The sequence below is a fragment of the Ectopseudomonas oleovorans genome (assembly GCF_029845265.1).
Classification (GTDB): domain Bacteria; phylum Pseudomonadota; class Gammaproteobacteria; order Pseudomonadales; family Pseudomonadaceae; genus Aquipseudomonas; species Aquipseudomonas oleovorans.
Genome location: NZ_JAOCLK010000063.1, coordinates 1 through 19,608 on the forward strand (window position 1 = coordinate 1; position 19,608 = coordinate 19,608).

Genomic DNA, 19,608 nt, shown 5'->3' on the forward strand with positions numbered 1-19,608 from the left:
GAAAGAAGCCCTCAGGCCGAAACCTTGAGGGCTCATATGCACGTCCAGATACTCGTCATTCCTGCGGAGGTGGGAGTCCAGAAAACAGCGCGTGTCGAACACGTCACCATTACCGCTCTCAGAACAACTCGGGTATCGCCTCCGCTTCACTACAACCGAATTGTCAGCATGCTAGCCAAAGGTCTGCATGAGAGGCTCGGCACAACGCCTGATTGCCGCGACTACATGCGGCGCTTGCTCGGCCAGTCCATCTGAACGTGCCAGTATCCGTTCCAGCGCACTCAACTGCCTGCGGATTATTTCTTCGGGCTGAGGGCGGCCTGAGTCAACCCACGATTCAAGCGGCGCTGCCGAAGTTGCTCGCCAAGTCGCACCGTGATGAGGGAATAGTCCATGTTCTGTATACGCAACAATTCATATTGAATGTTACGCATACCGAACCAGCTGAAAAATCAAAACATGGATGCGCCCGCCCCCGCTCATGCGCTGGGTACAATTGCGACGGTATTACCCAGGTGTGAGGAATGGCCTGGACCAGGCCCTCTCATACGAGAACGAACAGGGGAGAGCTTGCATATGGACGAACTCGGGCCGGCAAAGAGCAGGATCAGACTCGAGGCCAGAAAAGCGGTAGACGCGTAGCTTCAACCAGGCGATCTACAGGCCAAAGCAGGCACCGACCTGACCGAGCAGTACACCAGAAAGCGAAGGGGTAAGAAAATTAAGCTGACCAGATGAATTGCGGAAAAGCTTCAGGATTGCGGAAAGCATTGCGCCAAATCCCAATCCTGAAACCCGCATAAATCATGGTGCCGAAGCCGGACTAGAACACATCGCTACATAGCCAGTAATTATTGGTCTCTACATGCAACGCAAGCAGACCGTATACCTATACGTATACCTAAAACCCAAAGTACCCCCCTACCCTCCAAGTTGAAAGACCGCCATTTCTGCAGGCCGGGCGGCTATCGACTGGGCGCGGCTCGATTTCCCGCAAAGGGTAGCGCGCTGAGATAGACCCCATTTTCTACATGAGTAGATTTCATGATTTCTATGGAGTTTCACCAGTTAACCGATTTCAATAATTCACTAACTTTCAGGGCCGTGCACTAGCCCGAGAGCGGGGCTCGAATTACCCGTGACGGGCCTTCCATTGCAGGGGCCCCGGCCTGATATGGCAGGTGCCTGCCCCCATCAACATGAACCCGACGCATAGTCTTGGGCCGCTGGTGGCATCCACCCACGCGGGGGCGGGGGCGCGCGATCCCACATGCCAAAGATTCCGGTGTAATGGGTGTAAGAGGTGTAATTGACTTGCTGAAAGCCAGTAGTGACGGGGCTTGCAGCCGCATTACACCTTTATCGCTCATGCCTTACACCATCGATAAAACACGCCATTGGTGTAATGCCCAAGGCAATAAAAAGCCGCTGGCGTTGGTTACACCAGCGGCGAATAACAAGCGGACAGCGCTGGGGCTAACCGGCTTGACGTTGCGCCAGCTCCAGCCGTTTGACCTCATCCATTGCCCAGGACTCGAAAGTGGTTAACTGTGAGGCCTCGACAGGCTTGGCCAGCGGGTAGCAGTTAACCTCATACGCGCGCCCCGGATACTGCTTTGTGAGCACGTCTCTTGCCCAGTTCGCGTTTGCCTCGGTGGATAGCGGGCGCACCATCGCATGGCTTGCCCCCTCGCTCACTGCGGCCCAGCATACGGCCTGCCATATCACCGGCAGGCCCTGTACGGTCTTAAAGCCATTACGCAGTTGACGTGAGACAGCGGCGCGATATGGGGTACTCATGCCGGCCACTCAGAGACCCTGCGGCTGGGCGTTGGCACGGCCAGCCAACTCCACCAGGTCATGCCGGCCCAGGCGCACACGGCTCCCACCTGACGAGAAGAACGGGATATTGAGGTCATTGGTCTCATGGTAGCCACCGTCACTCAGCAACTGCACAAGCGGAGCGCCGTACCTCGCCAACAGGTCAAGAGCGGCGTCATTCCACGCAGCCATGGCCAGCGCGGCCTTGGCACCTTGCACACGGGCTAGAGCCTTAGCTGCCCTATTCTCGGCCTGCTCCATTTCAGCAGTGAGCATTTCCGCCTTGTTACGCAAAGCATCCATTAATCCAGCGTCATCAGCTACAGCCTGCCGGGCAGTGGTGAGGGCACGCCGCGCATCAACTAGGCGAACTTCCAAAGCCTGAATAGCCTTATCCGGCGAACCATTTGCGAGTGCCTCGGCAATCTCCCGTGCAATCTGGCCTTCAGATTGGGCGGCTTTATCAATGGCGGCGGCGCCATTCTCACTCAAAGCAGTGAGCCGGGGGGCAACCGCCTGCAACTGCTTGGCAACTTGTGCCACCTCAGAGTCGGCAACCTGCTGAGACTGCAGAGCATCGGCCAACGCGGCCTTGAGGGATTGATAAACGTCTTCCGAAGTCTTGGTATGAGTCATCTCGTTAAATCTCCAATTCGATATAGGGTCTGTTCGTTCACGGGCGGGCCAGGCCCGAAGGCGGCCGGCACTCTCCTGCATGCGGCAGCCCTGGCTTATGCGGCCTCGGTTGCTGCGTCTTCGGAGAACAGCGCGGCATTGCTCACCACATAGGTACGCGTGCTGCCCATGCCGGGCAACGCCGTAACCTGTGCGGCTTTGCCATCCTTGCCGGGCAGCAAAATCCCACGTGCGACCAGCTCCCTGTTCACGTTGCGGGCGTTCATGCCCTTGAACACCTCATTGCTCCAGGCAGTCGTCAGGAAGTAGTAAGTCTTGGTGGTGTAGAGAATATCTCCATAGCCGTGGCTGTCCGTGCGCTGGAAGCCGAGACGGTCAACCGTGCGCGGGCTGTGGTCGTCGACCTTGGCGGCGACGCTCTCCCAGCGGGTAAACCGGCTTTCGCCATAGCGCTCGATGGTCAGGCGCAGGCGCTGCACAATGGCGTCGCCTTCTAGGTTGCCAGCCCCGCCCCGCTCAGCGAGCCAGGCGCCCAGGCACACCCTGGCCGCGTGTGTGGCCGTGCCATCCGGCCAGCCCGTGACGCCCAGCGACGTGGCCAGTTCGCCGGCTGCAGCAGCCAGGCCAAAGCGCGCCGCAGCTCGCTGGGCCTGGCCGCTCGCGTCAGCCGGCAACGCCTCGGCAGTGAAGCGCTCCACCGTACTGCGCACCACGGCCGCATAGCCGCGCAGCTTGCCCGGCTCGCAGAGGGCCGACAGGAAGGCCAGAGCCGGCGTGCCGTAGAACTTGCCTGCCCGGGCCTTGAGTGCATCCGACAGCGCGGCAGCATCCTCGAAGCCATGCAGCACCTCGAACAGCCCGAGACCCTTGCCAGCGTCTGCAGGTACGGCCAGCAGCCGAACCTCCATCCCTGCTTTCAGTTCCTTGTGTGCCTCGGCCATGTGCTGCGCTAGCGTCTTCTCCCCGGTGGAAAGGAACAGCAAACGCCACTCATGCACCTGTCGACCGGCCTGTCCTCGATCATTGGCGCGAGCCTTGCCGGTGCCATTGCCAAGCATGTAGACCATCTCGCCGATAATGCGTGGCTCTGACTGGCCAATTTCGTCCAGGATCAACAGCGCATCAGACAGAGCGGCGGCAATGCTCTCCATCGCGTTGTCCGTCGCCCGCCACGGCATTACCAATCGGGGGCCACCCCACACCGAGGCAGCTACCTGCAAGTGCGTGGTCTTGCCGCCCGAGCTGTCGCCATAGAGGTGGAAGCCACCCGACTCGGCGCCCAACAGATGCAGCAGCGGGCCGGCGAAGGCCACGCACACCACGAACGCCAGCCGGTTGTTACCGACGCAAAGCGCGCCAACCTGCTGCCGCCATTGTTCCAGGGTGCCGGCCTGGCTGATCGGCGGGAGGCGTGCGCCGGCTTCGTAGAAGTGCAGGTGCTCTACGCTCTGCCCTATCTGGCGATCCGGCAGCAGGTAGGCATCGCCATGCCAGCCCAGGCGCGTGACCAGCCGAGCCCGCTCGGCACTGTCATAGCCCTGCAGGTAGCTCTGCAGGTCGTTGCGTGAATTGCGGGCGGTACGCACGGGAGCCAGGCGCAAGCCTGCGTCAACCAGTGGAGCGACCACCTCCTTTCCGAAGTCGCCAGCCATGGCACGGGCTGGGATGTTAAGCCGCTTCTTGTCGCCGTCCGGGTCGTCGAACTCCACCAGCAGACCCCAGCTCCCGCCGTTACCGTCTCGAGTGCGCGCCTTAATTTCCAGCCATGAACACACCGGCCGCGCCTCGCCATCCTCGCCGGCATAGAACACGCCATCGGCTGTGACGCGAAAGCCCGCCGGCAGGGGCGCGGGCTTCTCGGTTGGTGCCGGTTTGCTGCTGGCACTCCCCTTGGTGCTGGGCTTGCCGCCCTTACCTTTACTGGCAGGCGCTGCAGCCGGCGCCAGGGCGAACAGTTCCCCGGTGCGTTCCAGCTCGGCCAGGTGCGCCGCCGTCCAGCCCTTGGCCACTGCATCGGCGGCGTCGTCACCCTCGGCCCATTCGCCACCAGGGGCGAAGGTGGGCCGGTCGCCATCGAGGCCAGGGCGCTGGCTGAACACCGTCAGCGCTACCGAGCGCACGGAGGCCGCGCCAAGCTGGCGCAGGTGCTCGGCCAGGGCATCCATGCACTTGAGGCCCGGCGCGTCGTTGTCCGGCCACAGCAGCACATGGCGACCGGCCACCGGGCCGAAGTCGGCTTTCTGCCAAGAGTTGGTGCCGTTGGGCCAGCAGGTAACGACGTAGCCCGGCAGCAGCTCGGCGGCAGCGTCTGCCGCTTTCTCGCCTTCGCACAGCACCACCGGGGCAGCCGCTCGGGTGGCCAGCTCATCGAGGCGCAGCAGCGGGCGCGGCTCGGGCAACACCTGCCAACGCCAGGACAGCGAGCCATTGCCCGAGTGCTTGCACCAGGTCAGTGGGGCGAACACCTTGCGCGGCGTGCCGCTTTCATCCGGCCCCAGGTCGAAGCGATACAGCACCATCAACGGTTGGCCATCGGCGGCACGGTAGATCCACACCTTCGACGGCTTGCCGTGCTGGCGGTGCGTCTGCAGCACCTTGCGCATGGCTTCATCAGGAATTGGCAGCACCGGCACCCACTCGGGCGCCTTGGGCTTGTTGCTGGCCGGCGCGCTGGCGCTGACAGTGCCTGGCGTAACACCCAGGAAGTCCGCCAGCTTGTTGCAAGCGTCCACCTCGCTGCCGCCGTCCAGGTAGCGCACCAGGTCTATCAGGTCGCCGCCCTTGTCGCCGGTAGCAAAGTCGCTCCAAGTGCCCTTGGCCAGGCTCACCTTGAGCGAGCCAGCGCGCTTGTCGGCCCGCGTTGGGTTGGGTGCGGTGTATTCCTTGCCACCGTCCACCCGCTTGCCACCGGGCAACCAGTGCGACAGCACCCGGTCGATGGCCTGCAGGGCGGCGCGCTTCACCTCGGCAAAGGTGGGGTACTTCTTGTGCTCTCGGGCGTCAGTCATTGGCCGCCCTCCGCGTCAAACACCCCGCCGGCACTGGCATCTACCAATGCCTTGGCCATCTCGGCCAGGTACTGGATAGCGAAAATATCACCGCCCCGGTTTGCCTCATCGCCAATCTGTACCGCCAGGTTCTCCACGCAGGCGAGTAGGTTGGATGCCTGCTCCAAGGCATCAGCGACCGGCATGCCTGCTTTAACGGCGAACAGCATGCCGGCGGGGAAGCGGCTGAACTCCTGAGGCTGGGTCAGAATGCGGCGGCGCTTCATTTCGCACCCCCTTTCATTTTCTCGGCCTGCGCGTACAGCTCGAAGCCAGTCACGCGCACATAGTTTCCCAGCGCCATGACAGCCTGTTGCAAGCCGTTAACGTCATCGGCGTGCAGCTCGCTTTCATTCAAGAGCCGACCGATTGCCTCCAAGCCCATGCCGGCCGAGGTAAGGCCATCGGCACGCTGACTCAATTGATCCAACTCCCAACGCGAATCGAGGTTATCCATGGCTCACCTCCTTGGCCTTGAGGGCAGCTGCAATCTCTTCGCAGGCATCGGCCCAGGCGTCGCCCTCCAAGCTCTCCAGCCAATCGCAGGCATTGGCTTGTGCTTCAAGAGAGCGCTGGATGGCGCGGTGGTGGTTGTAGCGGTTGAGCCGAACGGCAAGGGAGGAAGTGCTACGCAGTGCAGCAAGGGCCATTGCCCGGTGAGCGGCGGCGCGTGCTTTGGACGGATTGAGGGCGTGCGGGTGCTTCATGGGTGGTGCTCCTTTTGCTTGGTAGGAGCTGCCACGTACCGTCGCCAAACGGATAAGGGTGGCAGCCGTGCGCAGGTTGGCGAACCGGGGCAAAAGGAACCCGGCAGACCCGAAGGTCTCCCACGCACGGCCGCCATAACACGGCATTGCGGGCACAAAAAAAGCGCCTGCAATGGGGTCTATGGCGCCTGTGCGCCTTTTGCTGATCGGGTCGCCAAACCCGGCCGCTGGATTGACAGCGACGGGCGCAGAGTAGCGCGGCCGATTGGCTCGCGCAAGGTTCAAGAGCGAGCGCATTGCTTGCGCGACACTCGGCCAAGGCATAGATTGATCGAACACAGTGCGTCACCTCTAACGCCCTCGGCTGCCACCGGGGGCGTTTTCATTAGTGAATCGTGGTAGTCGGGCGCTGCAGATGCAGCCAGGCCAGGTGCTGGCCTTGCGTGGCATTGCGGTGCATCTGCTGCAGCGCCTCTGGATTGGCCATCAGGTTGGGGATGAGCTGCGCAGCGTCCTTGATCACCACGCCGGCCGGCACCTCGACAGCGAGCAATGCCCACTCGAAGGTTGGCCAGAGCAACAGCAGCACATGCGCACCGTCTGCCAGGGCTCGGTCACGCAAAGTACAGAGACGGCTGCGCCCCTGTCGGGCAGTCTCGGGCAGCGCGGCGGCGCCCAGTTCGTCGATGGCATCAAGGGCCGTGTGCGGCAGGAATATCGGCGTCATGCGGCAGCCTTCCCACGCGCAGCGATGCGAGCCAGCACCCACTGATTAACCTCACCAAGAACCCATGCCACAGGCGCGCCACGGGCGGTGCTATCGCTCAGCTTTACCGGCTGGGGAAAGCCGCTCTCAGGTTGGCGCAGCAGCTTGTAGATGGTGGGGCGCGCCAAGCCGACAATGGCCACCACCTCATTGATACGAATCAGGGTGGTGGACGGGTCACGGGGGATGGCGCCGGCTGTCGCATCCATTGCAGAAGCAGGGCGACTGCCAGCAGAGAGCGCGGCAGGTTTTCGGGTCGGGTGATCCATGGGTAGCCTCCTGTAAATTGGTTCAGGCAGGAGGCTATTGGCGCGCGATTGACAGGGCGAAGCTGGCTTTACTTTTTCTTCGCGGGTGAACTGTGTAGGCCGTAGCGCTTGAGAATGGCGTTCATCGCCGGCTTGCTCAGAGATTTTCCGGTGCCCCGTAGCAGCCATCCACGCAACTTGCTGCTCAGGTTATGTAGCTTCGTGCCGGTTCTAATCAGCTCTAGCGCCTTGAGCCGGATTGCCTCATCGCGGGCATCTGTTCCGTCAAGCTGTCGCCGCCCTTCGACCAGCAAGCCGCCTACCGGCTGATACCCTTCAATCCCTCGATAGCCGCTGGCAGAGCGCGTAGCTATCAGCGCTGCAGCGTCAGCAAGGTCGGCTATCTCAAAACAGGCATCTATCTCGCCGGCCGACAGCCCTGACGGATTAGGCGCCGTGTAACCATGCACCGCGCAGTCACGCACCGCGCCTACAGAGTCGAGAAAGACTTTATGCCACTCCCAGTCATCCGCGCCGCCCCGCTCGCCCGCCAGGATCGGCAGCAGCGCCTGCAGAGCGTGCGCAGCGCATGCCAGCACGTACGCCGATATGGCCTCCATATCGCCGGCTTGCTCATAACCGGCAGCCCGCCTTACCTCACCGGGTAACACGCGCCCGCCGTAGCCTTCTGCCATCTGGTCAATTGCGTCATTGCGAGTGTAAGCAGCCTCGGCTAAGCGCCTGGCATGCGCGCCGTCCAGCCAAGGCCTGCAAGCCTCCACAATCGACAGGATGGAGCTGATTCGCGCTTCGCAATCGTCAAAGCGCCGGTAGTCAGCCAAGCGCGCCCGCACACCCTCAACTGGGTTTTCGACTGGTTCCAGATAACTGCCAACAAGAATCTTCCACCCTATGCGGTCATCCAATCATCACCCCCCAGGCCCCGAAGTCGGCGACCATACCCGCGCTGGTTTGCTCATGCCGCAGCAGGCCAACAGGCAGGAACGGGGCCGTATCGTGTCGGACGAGGCATTACACCGATGGTGTAAATTACACGTGGTGTACGCACTCCCCGTGCCTTGTGTAATTTCTCTGAAAGCCACGCCACGCAAGGCTTTCAGAGCTTTCATTACACCTGTTACACCGATTACACCGGATTTTTGAGGGGTACGGGTTCGCATACTCAAACCACCTTGCCGAAGTTGACCGGCACCACGTTAGCGGCGCCCTCCCCTCGGTGAGCAAAATCATAGGGGGTGACGTGCTGCTGCCTGTTGGCATCGAGGTAGTCAGCCCACCACTGCACCATAAGCCGACGCTCCTCAAGGTGTTCAGCCTTGTGGATATAGGCGGCCCGCACCGTGTTGCGTTCTTGGTGGCTCATCTGCCGCTCTACCGCCTCGCGCGTCCACAGCCCTGACTCCACCAGGGCAGAACAGGCCATTGCCCGAAAGCCATGCCCGCATACCTCTGCCTTGGTGTCGTAACCCATGCGGCGTAGGGCAGCATTCACGGTGTTCTCACTCATGGGCTTGTGGTGGTAGTGGTCGCCAGGGAACACCAGCTCATAACGGCTGGACAGCATATGAACCTGCCCGAGCAACCCCAGCGCCTGGCGGCTCAGCGGCACCAGGTGCGGCGTGCGCATCTTGGCCCCTCGGCTGGAGTGCTTGACGCCCTCGATAACCTCACGCTCACCCGGGATCGTCCAGAGGCTGGCTTGCATGTCGATCTCCCGCCACCGAGCAAAGCGCAGCTCGCTGGAGCGGATGAACACCTGCAGGGTGAGTGCCACGGCCAGCTTGGTCAGTGCGCGGCCGTTGTAGGTGTCGATCCGCTCCAGCAACTCGGGCAGCCGCTCCAGTGCGAGCGCCGGTCGGTGCTGCGCCTTGCGGGTCGCCGTAGCGCCCACCAGGTCACTCGCTGGGTTGGTTTCGATAAGCCCATGCTGGACGGCGTAGCGCATTACCCCAGTGGTGTACTGACGCAAACGGCCGGCCAGCTCCAGGGTATCGCGCTGCTCTGCCGCCTTGAGCGGTGCCAGCAGGTCACGCACCTTGAGGCTTGCCACCGCCCGGCTACCGAGCGCCGGGAACAGGTGCTGTTCGATGCGGCGCAGCACCTTGGCGGCATGATCCGGCGACCACTTGCGGGCACCGGCCGCATGCCAGTCCAATGCTACGGCCTTGAAGGTGTTGGTCTGCTCGGCCTGGGCGGTCGCCCTCGCCTGCTGTTCGTGCTCAATGGGATCAACACCTTCGGCCAGCAGCTCAAGGGCTGCAGCACGGCGACCACGCGCAGACTTTAGACCGAGGGCTGGGTAGTTGCCGAAGGTGGCCAATCCGGCGCGGCCATCAGGACGGGTGAACTTGAAGCGCCACACCTTGGAGCCATTGCGCTTCACAAGCAGGAACAACCCTTGACCATCAAACAGGGTGTAGTCCTTTTCCCGAGCCTTGGCGGCCTCGCATTTGGCGTCTGAAAGTGGGGTAACGGTACGCGCCATAGGTATATGCCTCCCTTGCCGAACCGGCGTATACCTAAACGTATACCCATTTTAGGTATATGCCTAGAGACAAGAGTAGACAGCCATAAACAACAAAACCGGCCAAGAGTGCCGGTTTAGATGGGTTTCGTAGACTTATAGAGACTGCTAGAAACAGATGAATGGTGCCCGAAGCCGGACTCGAACCGGCACGCCATTACTGGCGAGAGATTTTAAGTCTCCTGCGTCTACCGATTTCGCCATTCGGGCGGTAGCGCTGTGCAAAGAACCGGACTATATACAGCCCTCCCCGTCCTCGCAAGGTATGCCAAAGCACATCAGGGGTAATGAAAAAGGCCTCGTAAATCATGGATCTACGAGGCCTTTTAAATTGGAGGCTGAGGTCGGAATCGAACCGGCGTTCACGGATTTGCAATCCGGTGCATAACCACTCTGCAACTCAGCCATGAAGCAAACGAACCGCCTTGGCGACTCGTGTAAAGCTGGAGCGGGAAACGAGACTCGAACTCGCGACCCCGACCTTGGCAAGGTCGTGCTCTACCAACTGAGCTATTCCCGCTTGTCTTGTCGACGGGCGCCATTCTATAGAATCGAATCGCGCCGTCAACCCTTTGATTCAAAAATACTTATTTCTTTTCCGAGGTGGTGCTGAGGTGTGGCCAGGCGGCCAACAGGTACTGCAGCATCGACCACAATGTGAGCACGGCTGCGACCACCAGCAAGATATATCCGAGCACGACCCAGAAGGTGAACACCGGTGGATTACCCAGCAGGATGACCAGCGCCAGCATTTGCGCGGCGGTTTTCCACTTGCCAAGGTTGGACACGGCCACATGTGCCCGAGCCCCCAGTTCGGCCATCCACTCGCGCAGCGCAGAGACGACGATCTCGCGACCGATGATGATCGCCGCCGCCAGCGTCAGCCAAAGATTGGAATGTTCGGCAGCCAACAGCACCAAGGCTACAGCAACCATCAATTTATCTGCGACCGGATCGAGGAAGGCGCCAAAAGGCGTACCCTGCTCCCAGCGTCGGGCCAGGTAGCCATCTAGCCAATCAGTGACGGCAGCAACGGCAAAAACTCCGCTGGCTGCCCAGTAACTCCAGGCAAACGGCAGATAGAACAGGAGGATGAAAACCGGTATCAGTGCGACCCGGAGCACGGTAAGCAGGTTGGGGATATTCATCGGCACAACAAGGCTGCGAGGTGAGCGGGCATTCTACTCGCTGTGCAGAGCGTCATAAATCGACTCAGCGAGCTTTTTATTGATTCCGGGCGCTTTGGCAATTTCTTCAGCGCTGGCACGGGACAATTCCTGCAGGCCGCCGAAGTGGTTGAGCAATTCGCGCCGCCGCTTGGGGCCGATACCAGGCACTTCTTCCAATGTAGAGGTACGTCGGGTCTTGCCGCGTCGCGCACGGTGCCCGGTGATCGCAAAGCGGTGCGATTCGTCACGGATCTGCTGAATCAGATGCAGTGCCGGGGAGTTGCCGGGCAAGGTGAACTCATGCTCGGCATCGTTCAAGTAAAGCACTTCCAGGCCCGGCTTGCGCGTCGTGCCCTTGGCCACACCAAGCAGAATCAGATCCGGCACGGCCAGCTCCTGCAGTACCTCGCGCGCCATGGCCAACTGCCCCTTGCCACCGTCCACCAGCAGCACATCGGGCAACTTGCCTTCGCCATCCTTGATCTTGCTGAAGCGCCGAGTCAACGCCTGGTGCATCGCGGCGTAGTCGTCGCCAGCGGTCACTCCCTCGATATTGAAGCGCCGGTAATCGGATTTCAGCGGACCTTCGGGACCGAATACCACGCATGAGGCGACCGTCGCCTCACCACTGGAATGGCTGATATCGAAGCATTCCATGCGCTGCGGCGGCTCGTCCATTTCCAGCACGGTAGCCAGCGCCTCGAAACGCTCGGCCAGATGCTGCCGGTTGACCAGGCGTGCGGCCAGCGCCTGTTCGGCGTTGGTCACGGCAAGCTGCTGCCAACGAGCTCGCGTGCCACGCACGCGCAAGCTGATGCTGAGACTACGGCCGCGTAACGACTCGATGGCCTCGATCAGCGTGGCGAAGTCTTCATGCTGCACGTTGACGATCAGCTCGCTGGGCAGATCGCGCTCGGCATTGCCCAGGTAGTACTGAGCGAGGAAGGCCATCAGCACATCGCCGCCCTCCTCCTCAATCGCCACCTGCGGGAAGAAATTCTTGCTACCCAGTACACGCCCACCACGCACGCTGATCAGGTGGACGCAGGCGCCGCCGGGGGTGAGCATCACCGCGACCACGTCGACGTCGCCGGTGCCACCTTCCATGCTTTGCTGGTCCTGCACACGGCGCAGCATTGCGATCTGATCACGCAGCTCAGCGGCGCGCTCGAACTCCAGGGCCATCGAGGCCTTTTCCATACTGGCCGAGAGCTCCTCACTCAGTGCATTGCTGCGGCCGTCGAGAAACATCACCGAGTGACGCACGTCCTCGGCGTACTCCTCCGGACTGACCAGGCCGACGCAGGGGGCTTTGCAGCGTTTGATCTGGTATTGCAGGCAAGGTCGCGTGCGGTTCTTGTAGTAACTGTCCTCGCACTGGCGAACCAGGAAGGTCTTCTGCAGCAGGCTCAGGCTCTCGCGAATCGCCAATGCACTGGGATAAGGGCCGAAATAGCGCCCCCTGGCCTTCTTCGCCCCTCGGTGAATGCCGAGCCGTGGAAAGTCGCCGTCAGAGAGAAACACGTAAGGATAGGATTTATCGTCGCGCAGCAGGATGTTGTAAGGCGGCCGCCATTCCTTGATCAAGGTCTGCTCGAGCAGCAGTGCCTCGGTCTCGTTGGCGGTGATGGTGGTTTCGATCTGCGCGATACGTGCGACCAGCGCGGCCGTCTTGGGTGCCTGACCGGTCTTGCGAAAGTAACTGGAGAGACGCTTCTTGAGGTTTTTCGCCTTGCCGACGTAGAGCAGGCGAGCCTCGCTATCGAACATGCGATAGACGCCGGGGCGACCACTGCAGGTCGCCAGGAAGGCACTCGGATCGAATGGGGCAGGCATTTTCAGCTGACGGCGTCGACCATGCCGTGGCGCACCGCGAGCAAAGCCAGCTCGACATCGCTGGTGATAGAGAGCTTCTCGAAGATGCGATAGCGGTAGGTATTGACCGTCTTCGGCGACAGGCACAGTTTGTCCGAGATGTTCTGCACCTTGTGGCAGTTGGCGATCATCAGCGCGATCTGGATTTCGCGCTCGGACAACAGATCGAATGGCGAACCACTGTTCTGCGGCTGGAAGGATTTCAGCGCCAGTTGCTGGGCGATTTGCGGGTCGATGTAGCGCTGGCCGGCGAATACGAGACGAATGGTCTGCACCATCTCATCCAACGCTGCACCCTTGGTCAGATAACCAGCGGCGCCCGCCTGCAGCAGGCGCGTCGGGAAAGGTTCATCCTCACACACGGTAACGGCGACGACCTTGATATCGGGATGACTGCGCATCAGCTTACGGGTGGCTTCCAGGCCGCCGATACCTGGCATCTTGACGTCCATCAGGACGACGTCGGGCTTGAGTTCGCGAACCTTGAGCAGGGCTTCTTCGCCAGTGCAGGCTTCGCCCACGACTTGCAGACCGTCGATATCGGCCAGCATACGGGTGATGCCCGTGCGAACCAGATCGTGATCGTCGACAACCAGGACCCTAATCAATCGCCACCTCGTTGCACCTTGTCAGCCACCGTGCAACGACGGTGAGATTGAACTTGCCGGTCACCTTAACAAAAAGCCAAGGCCTGACCTAGCTTGGCGCACGGTAGTCAAAAAGCAAGCGCCAGATTAGGATCAGTAATTGCGTCGTAGCAATTTTGGAGAGTTGGCGGAAGCGGTGAGATTCGAACTCTTATACAAGGTAGCTCTCCTTGCGGAGGAATCTTCTTGACATAGTCCCCAAACCTCAACCACCTAGAAGCCAGTAAAACCGGGGCTTAATCGGAGTTAAGCTCTAGATTTCAATAGCTTATCAACCTTTTCCACAAAATGCAACCCGTTGCACCTTATTGCCCGGCAAATATTTTTCGTACCGTGATTTCCGCAATGCTAACCGAAAGCATGCGATTACAACTAAATGAGCTGAGCGCAATCACCCTCCGCCCCTCATGCTTCTACCCATTGGCATGTCCAGAAGCATGAGGCTACGTAGATAGCCAAATGCCCTCCCCTGCCTGGTTCACTGTGGCGGCGACAGCATGAGCGGCGTAGGTATTTTCTGTGGCGACCTGCTGATAGTAAACCGGTCTAAACAGCCGATTTCTGGTGACATTGTGATCGCCGCTGTGAAAGTTGAGCCACCGCTTGAGCGGCTGGTCATGGAGGGAACGCAGGAAAGATTTTGCCCACCCCCTAAAACTTACACCGTCTGAGTATAAGCGCATCGGTGCGGTCAAATTACCTGTGCTACTACGCTTTAGACCAATACCGCTGAACAGTGCGAAGCCCCAGATCCAACTTTCTAGCTACCTCTTCCTTGCTCAGCCCTTCGGTCTGTAACCGCGAGACGGCTGCACGTGTGTTGTCCGCTTTCTGCCCTCGAATCCCACGAGCAGCATCATCTTGGCTAACAGGCTCAAGCCGCCCAGCATCACACAACGACCTGAGCCTTTTGTTGCTCCTTTGTATCTGATCTTCGACGGCAAGACCAGATTGGCGCGCTTCCACAATCAAAAGAAAATCCGCAAGGGCTATACCCATCAGCTCACAGAGTGCAGCAAGCGTATCGATGCGAGGGAGAGTCTGACCATTCTCAATTTTGCTTAGGTTTGCTTTGTGGATTCGCTCTGCACACTCAGTGCGCGAGAGTCCTGCTTGGAGCCTGATGTCTCTGAGCACCTGTCCCAGTACTTTTTCGAACCTCATTTTCTTTGCGCTCAAAGACAAGGATCAAACCAGCTTTGACGCGCCACATCGTTAGCTATTATGCTAACGATGTGGCGGCTCATCATAACAGCAAAACCTGTCAATACATGCCAATTGAAATTTTAGGCGACAAGCAATCAGGCAGGCAGCGGAACGTCTAGGGCGAGGCCAAGCCAACTGAGTCCAAAAAAAGAATGCCAAACCTGTGCTCCTGGCACCAAAGGTTAAGACTTGCCCGTGAGGCGACGTAGCAACTGAACAAATATTCGAAGCGGAGAAACACGATGGCTGCCAAGGCCGGACATATAGACTTTGAGTTCAAGTCAGAAAGCGCAGGGCTCTGGTGCCTTAACAAAAAAGGAAGCGAACGCTGGATGAGCATTACGCTGGCCAGTGTCGAAACCAATAGCGTTGTAAACACCATCGCTACAAATGATCCAGAGATCATCAAGCGAACCCTTAATGCCCCTGGCGAAGGGCTTTACATCCGAAGCTTCCAGGCGGTCGTTAGCTGTGACTTTCCTGACAACAAAGGAATTGCCGTCGCGGATGTCCTGAAATTCATCGAAGAGCGAACTAAACGCGGCGAGTTACTTCATCTTGTCCATACCAAGTTTGGTTGCTACCAATTCGGCGGCCCCTCCAAGGTAATGTCCAGTCAAGTTCAGGTTGGGTCTGATGTAGTGCTCTACACCGCTGAGTCTCCGGCGCGCCGCTACTACGGGGGCTAAGCGATGAAAGAATTACATGAGATAACAGATCTGCTCTACGGCGATGGAATACCGATGTCTGGATCTAAGGTCGGTCAGGATGAGGCTGTGCGGATTGTCCTTGAGCGCTACCCCTATGCAGAATATTGCCTGGTATCCAATTGGAGATGGCTGGATTTAGATGTAACTCAAGAGCAGCGAGATGAGCTAGCTAGAACGAACCGTCAGCCAGTCGTCCTCTACGCACATACCGTGATTTACGACAGTCAGCGTAGATGGGATGTTGGCGACTTTGTGCGCACAAGCTATCTCCATAAATTCGAAGACGGGTTCATCTTCATGACACTAAATTCGACTTACATCTTGATCGGCGATGGCATCAGAGCAAGAGCTTCTCTTGAGACCCTTGGGCGAATTTTTTGATGTCAGCAGCCGGCCTTTCAAGACGCACCAAGCTACGCCTGATCAAAGCACAAAACACACAATTCTCATGGCGAGTGACTGGATACCTGACTGATGTCTATATCTTCGCTAGGTGCGGCGTCGGTCGCGTTTTCAGCCATAGCAGCTCACGAAAAGTATTCAGGGAAGGGGTAACAATTCGTACGTCAGATGTTATCCACCTTCATAAAGAAAGCGGCTTCTGGGTACTACATACCACTAGCGGTAGCTTCTACGTCATCGCGACTTTTGAACGCAAAATCGGGTGGTACTCGCTGATGCAGTTCAGGGCATCAGGGCAAGCTAAGTTACGACTGCCACACCTACTATTGCACTGATGTTTTTTTGGCGTACCTTGGCGCCGAAATTTTGATCACGCAACATGCGCATTACCAAAATTATTCCTCACTATTCACAAGACTATTGTTGGGTTTCTCGATAGGCACTTCTTTTACCCTTCGCCATTCATGTAGATACAACACCGCTGCCAAGCTCCATCTGGTTGCATGAAACTTATCGATAAATCTCGTAACAGCCGTAGATTGCTTATATTTAGTTTGTAAACGTATGTTCGCCCCAAGTTACTAATCAAGAAATAGTGCTACACATTCCTTTTGCGCTTATCAAAAAGTGAGATTTTATTCTCGCCTAACATCAATGTCCCACTCGCCTGACTGACCTGGCCACAGCCATTTTGAAAGCACATATCTCGATTAGAACTTTTACCAGAGGCAGCCCCTGAAGCCATGCAGCCATGCAGCCATGCAGCCTTAATGGCATTTCGAGATGCTGAAACAATCAAGATATTAAAGCCCGAAGTCATAGCATCTAGTTCGACCGTAGCCAAAGATGCCATCTCGACTCCCGTGAGATCTATTGCATCCACGCCAGCGACTAGAAACACAACGCTAAGGCCTACCGGCGCGAACGAAGTGCAAGCCTAAAACACTCTCACCACCTGATCGCTAACCCGCAGCACTGCTCTTTGTTGCCTTTCATCAAGAACAAGTCTACATTTAGCTGAACGCGTTCACTATCCTGACCTTTACCCCTGCTCAGTCGCCGTTCAAGCACCGGCGCTGGGAACCGAAAGCCTAATTTTATAAAGAGAGGCACGAGTGAGATTACTCAGTAATGGCAATACATTCAGGGATAAAGAGTTTCTCAAACAGAAAAGAAGTGTCGATAGCCCAGACAGTGCCGTGGCCCGCTATCAGAATCATTCTTATTTCATGATCGTCAGCGGCGACGACTACGAGAATGGCTATGCTCAGGGACAGTTACTCCGATTGCAAATACGTAACGGAGTTTACAAGTACTTCGAAAGGCCATCACAGAGCATAGGGGTCAAAACTAACTCCAGATTGATTGAGTGGCTTATCACGCTGATACTTGACCTATTTATTTTTGGGCCGCTAGAAAAAAACTGCACAACGAGATTTCGTAAAGAGCTTAAAGGAATCGCCGATGGTGCAGGTATCTCCTACAGAAAACTATTCAGAGCTAATTCCATCTCCGAGTTGAAGATGTGCGCTATGGGAAAGGCCTTAAAAGGCTTTTTCCAAGTCAATTCTTTAGCTGAATGTTCAACTGCCGTTATTGGACAGTCATTTAGCAATTCGGGTGGGGGGCTCATCGCAAGAAATACTGACTACGCAGGTGGCAACTACTGGTGTAAAAATCAGCTGGTAATTCGATATGCAAATCCCGGTCTTTATAAGTATGTCTCGGTAACAGCAGCAGGGATACTTAAGTGTAACTCAGCAATAAACGAGCATGGTTTGTTTGTTGGTGGACACTTTCTAGGTCTGCAAGGAGCAACAGCAAATGGAACGCCTTTTTCGTGCATTGAGCACGAAATCATGGCGAAATGCTCTACCCTTGAGAAAGCAGTTGAGGTTGTCCGGCAATACACCTTTGCAGGATCATTTGCACTGGTAATCGCCGACAAAAGTGGTAGATCTTTATTGATTGAGTGCGTTGCAAATAGTCTCTTTATTAAGGAGCAAGATGCCGAACTCTTTTTTATGGCCAACCACGCCCAAACTGACGAGGGCCAGTCTCTGGATATACTGAAGAAATCTCGGATTTTTCATGACAACATCAGTGGGCGAATGATTAGAGCGCAGTCTATTTTCAGGGACTGGCAGAAGCCTTTCACTCCTGAATCGCTTTCCTCACTGCTGGGTGATCGATATGACGAGGCCGCATCACATGAGCGATCTAACGCTGGCACGATTGGCTTCAAAGACAACGTAACATCGATTGTCGTCGACACCAAAAGTGGTAACTTGTGGATCGCCTCAGGTGAGGCGCCAGTCTGCGATAATATTTACTATGGTTACGACTTTGAGCTAAATAAAACAAATCATAATATTTATCCATACCCGTGGATTGAAGCCGATAAGCGAAATACGCTACGTCAGTACCTGGAACTGCAAGACGCGAGCATAGATCTTCCGCACCAAAAACTCAGGAATATTGCTTTAACACTAATTTCTAAAGACCCTCAAGAACCGAAATACTTTTTCCTGCTGACAAAAATATTTCTCCAGGTTAACAATCTTGAGGAGGCTCTGATAACCATTTCAAGCTCCATTGACATATGTAATACCAATAACGAGCTGGCATATGCGCTAACCCTAAAATCCTCAATTGAACTGAAAGCAAATTTCATCGAGGAACACAGAAAAACAAATCTACAACTAAGCTATCTACTGAAAAAGGGGATAAATATCCTTCTAGCCAAGGAAGCCCATAAAACGCTTCTAAGCAGGCCCGTCTCTAAATCCATGCAGGATTTATATGATGAGCGCTTTTTTTAGTACTCGTCTGCGCACCGACCTGCACTAGCTTGAGACACAGAACGGTGAGGTAACGTTCGATAGCGATGAATGATCACCGGTTTGAATGACCCTCCCATCAAGTGCAGCCCAGCCAAAGCAGTACTGCCTGGCCCATTCCAGCAAATCGCTGGTAGACAGACTCATGGGCGCCATCATTTGCGACACGCTCGCCATCAGACACGGCAGGAGGCAAAAGCCATATTGAATGCTCTCATCCAAAGGGCACTTTGGCTTCGGCAGCAACACAAAATTGCGCTTTGGTGAGAGTCCTTTCAGCCCAAGCCTTGCCTTGTAAGCCCCTACTCTATACATGGATTTACTGATCCTCTGCTCGAAAACGGCGTTTTTGCACTTAAAGCAATACTGTCACAGTAGAAGAGCTTGGCCTTTATTTGGTAATTTCTGCTCTTGCAGGTATTCTCTGTATACCAGTGCCTCAACTAAGGATTCGAAATGTCGATCATTGCAGAATATAAGGCTCTCGAAGCCCAGATTGCCGAGCAGCAGAAGCGCCTCGAAGCGTTGAAAAATGATGAGAAGCTCAAGAAAGAGATTGAGTTTGAAAACAAGCTGCGCGGTCTCTTGGCTGATTACGGCTACTCTCTGCGCAATGTCATTGCCCTGCTCGACCCAAATGCGGGCAAGTCCACCCCTGTAGCCGTGAAAGAGGTTCGTCGTGAGCGCACCATGAAGCGCTACAAGAACCCAAATACCGGTGATGTGGTAGAGACCAAAGGTGGCAACCACAAGGTCTTGAAAGCCTGGAAAGAACAGTACGGCGCTGATGTGGTTGAGAGCTGGCTCCAGTAAGCTGGATCACTCCGCAGGAAGGGCCGCATTCGCGGCCTTTTTTGTTTTGAGCACTACATGACACGCGATCAACAAAAGCGTCTTTGGGCAATCGCTCTTGCCGAGTACGGCACAGCGGATCTAGAGCAACTAGTACGTAGTACTTTGGCTATGCATCTGGATAGCGAACAGGCAAC

At 57.1% G+C, this 19,608-nt stretch carries 20 protein-coding genes, 3 tRNA genes and 1 pseudogene; 7 read left to right on the top strand and 17 right to left on the bottom strand.

Annotated features, from left to right (window positions below):
* On the top strand, window positions 1-255 hold a 255-nt coding region (locus N5J71_RS20800), incomplete at its 5' end, for a hypothetical protein (RefSeq protein WP_218019554.1).
* 53 nt (window positions 256-308) lie between these two features.
* Here the strand turns inward: N5J71_RS20800 and N5J71_RS22600 are convergent.
* Window positions 309-395 (bottom strand): annotated as a pseudogene (locus N5J71_RS22600) (transcriptional regulator); the annotation flags it as partial.
* A 919-nt stretch (window positions 396-1,314) separates the two neighbouring features.
* Between N5J71_RS22600 and N5J71_RS20810 the strand changes: the two are divergent.
* Window positions 1,315-1,548: a hypothetical protein gene (locus N5J71_RS20810; protein WP_206419428.1), complete on the top strand. Its 234-nt coding sequence runs from the start codon at window positions 1,315-1,317 to the stop codon at window positions 1,546-1,548.
* Window positions 1,549-1,809: 261 nt separating this feature from the next.
* On the opposite strand, the gene N5J71_RS20815 is transcribed toward N5J71_RS20810, so the two are convergent.
* From N5J71_RS20815 to gacA, 15 genes are all read right to left on the bottom strand, one after another.
* Entirely contained in the window at window positions 1,810-2,457 is a 648-nt protein-coding gene (locus tag N5J71_RS20815) for a hypothetical protein (RefSeq protein ID WP_039964604.1), read from the bottom strand.
* Window positions 2,458-2,552: 95 nt separating this feature from the next.
* Window positions 2,553-5,465 (bottom strand): DUF927 domain-containing protein, encoded by a 2,913-nt coding sequence (locus tag N5J71_RS20820; RefSeq protein ID WP_003460258.1) that lies wholly within the window; start codon window positions 5,463-5,465, stop codon window positions 2,553-2,555.
* Window positions 5,462-5,731, bottom strand: coding sequence for a DUF3077 domain-containing protein (locus tag N5J71_RS20825; RefSeq protein ID WP_003460259.1), 270 nt, complete (start codon window positions 5,729-5,731; stop codon window positions 5,462-5,464). Before N5J71_RS20825 ends, N5J71_RS20820 begins: the two co-directional genes overlap by 4 nt.
* A complete protein-coding gene (locus N5J71_RS20830; RefSeq protein WP_003460260.1) occupies window positions 5,728-5,961 on the bottom strand; it encodes a hypothetical protein in 234 nt (77 codons plus the stop codon). Before N5J71_RS20830 ends, N5J71_RS20825 begins: the two co-directional genes overlap by 4 nt.
* Complete coding sequence (locus N5J71_RS20835) at window positions 5,954-6,211, bottom strand: hypothetical protein (RefSeq protein ID WP_039964605.1); 258 nt, start codon at window positions 6,209-6,211, stop codon at window positions 5,954-5,956. The genes N5J71_RS20830 and N5J71_RS20835 overlap by 8 nt, the downstream gene beginning before the upstream one ends.
* 385 nt (window positions 6,212-6,596) lie before the next feature.
* Window positions 6,597-6,938, bottom strand: coding sequence for a hypothetical protein (locus tag N5J71_RS20840; RefSeq protein WP_003460262.1), 342 nt, complete (start codon window positions 6,936-6,938; stop codon window positions 6,597-6,599).
* Window positions 6,935-7,186, bottom strand: coding sequence for a helix-turn-helix transcriptional regulator (locus N5J71_RS20845; protein ID WP_039964606.1), 252 nt, complete (start codon window positions 7,184-7,186; stop codon window positions 6,935-6,937). The genes N5J71_RS20840 and N5J71_RS20845 overlap by 4 nt, the downstream gene beginning before the upstream one ends.
* Window positions 7,187-7,314: 128 nt before the next feature.
* The gene (locus N5J71_RS20850) at window positions 7,315-8,151 is read right to left on the bottom strand and encodes a hypothetical protein (RefSeq protein ID WP_003460264.1); all 837 of its coding nucleotides are present in this window, start codon (window positions 8,149-8,151) and stop codon (window positions 7,315-7,317) included.
* 257 nt (window positions 8,152-8,408) lie between these two features.
* Window positions 8,409-9,731 (bottom strand): tyrosine-type recombinase/integrase, encoded by a 1,323-nt coding sequence (locus N5J71_RS20855; RefSeq protein ID WP_003460265.1) that lies wholly within the window; start codon window positions 9,729-9,731, stop codon window positions 8,409-8,411.
* A 162-nt stretch (window positions 9,732-9,893) separates the two neighbouring features.
* Window positions 9,894-9,980: transfer RNA gene (locus N5J71_RS20860), tRNA-Leu, on the bottom strand.
* Window positions 9,981-10,102: 122 nt separating this feature from the next.
* Window positions 10,103-10,176 (bottom strand) — tRNA-Cys (locus N5J71_RS20865).
* Between the two features lie 38 nt (window positions 10,177-10,214).
* Window positions 10,215-10,290 (bottom strand) — tRNA-Gly (locus N5J71_RS20870).
* A 67-nt stretch (window positions 10,291-10,357) separates the two neighbouring features.
* The gene (pgsA, locus tag N5J71_RS20875) at window positions 10,358-10,918 is read right to left on the bottom strand and encodes a CDP-diacylglycerol--glycerol-3-phosphate 3-phosphatidyltransferase (protein ID WP_003460392.1); all 561 of its coding nucleotides are present in this window, start codon (window positions 10,916-10,918) and stop codon (window positions 10,358-10,360) included.
* 33 nt (window positions 10,919-10,951) lie between these two features.
* Window positions 10,952-12,775: an excinuclease ABC subunit UvrC gene (uvrC, locus tag N5J71_RS20880; RefSeq protein ID WP_116618730.1), complete on the bottom strand. Its 1,824-nt coding sequence runs from the start codon at window positions 12,773-12,775 to the stop codon at window positions 10,952-10,954.
* Window positions 12,776-12,777: 2 nt separating this feature from the next.
* On the bottom strand, window positions 12,778-13,422 hold the full coding sequence (gene gacA, locus N5J71_RS20885) for a response regulator transcription factor GacA (protein WP_003460401.1): 645 nt from the start codon (window positions 13,420-13,422) through the stop codon (window positions 12,778-12,780).
* Between the two features lie 512 nt (window positions 13,423-13,934).
* On the opposite strand from gacA, the gene N5J71_RS20890 reads away from it, so the two are divergent.
* On the top strand, window positions 13,935-14,132 hold the full coding sequence (locus N5J71_RS20890; protein WP_260475951.1) for a LexA family protein: 198 nt from the start codon (window positions 13,935-13,937) through the stop codon (window positions 14,130-14,132).
* Window positions 14,133-14,169: 37 nt separating this feature from the next.
* Here the strand turns inward: N5J71_RS20890 and N5J71_RS22605 are convergent, their stop codons facing one another.
* Window positions 14,170-14,625: a helix-turn-helix domain-containing protein gene (locus N5J71_RS22605; RefSeq protein ID WP_409438516.1), complete on the bottom strand. Its 456-nt coding sequence runs from the start codon at window positions 14,623-14,625 to the stop codon at window positions 14,170-14,172.
* A 284-nt stretch (window positions 14,626-14,909) separates the two neighbouring features.
* Here N5J71_RS22605 and N5J71_RS20900 point away from each other — a divergent pair, with 284 nt between their 5' ends.
* From N5J71_RS20900 to N5J71_RS20915, 4 genes are all read left to right on the top strand, one after another.
* A complete protein-coding gene (locus tag N5J71_RS20900; RefSeq protein WP_126474979.1) occupies window positions 14,910-15,356 on the top strand; it encodes a hypothetical protein in 447 nt (148 codons plus the stop codon).
* A gap of 3 nt (window positions 15,357-15,359) precedes the next feature.
* Window positions 15,360-15,758, top strand: a complete 399-nt coding sequence (locus N5J71_RS20905; RefSeq protein ID WP_185829452.1) for a DUF6957 family protein — start codon at window positions 15,360-15,362, stop codon at window positions 15,756-15,758.
* A gap of 1,136 nt (window positions 15,759-16,894) precedes the next feature.
* Window positions 16,895-18,601: a C45 family autoproteolytic acyltransferase/hydrolase gene (locus N5J71_RS20910; protein ID WP_279917577.1), complete on the top strand. Its 1,707-nt coding sequence runs from the start codon at window positions 16,895-16,897 to the stop codon at window positions 18,599-18,601.
* Window positions 18,602-19,075: 474 nt separating this feature from the next.
* Window positions 19,076-19,432: a histone-like nucleoid-structuring protein, MvaT/MvaU family gene (locus N5J71_RS20915; RefSeq protein WP_090253772.1), complete on the top strand. Its 357-nt coding sequence runs from the start codon at window positions 19,076-19,078 to the stop codon at window positions 19,430-19,432.
* Window positions 19,433-19,608: the final 176 nt, after the last annotated feature.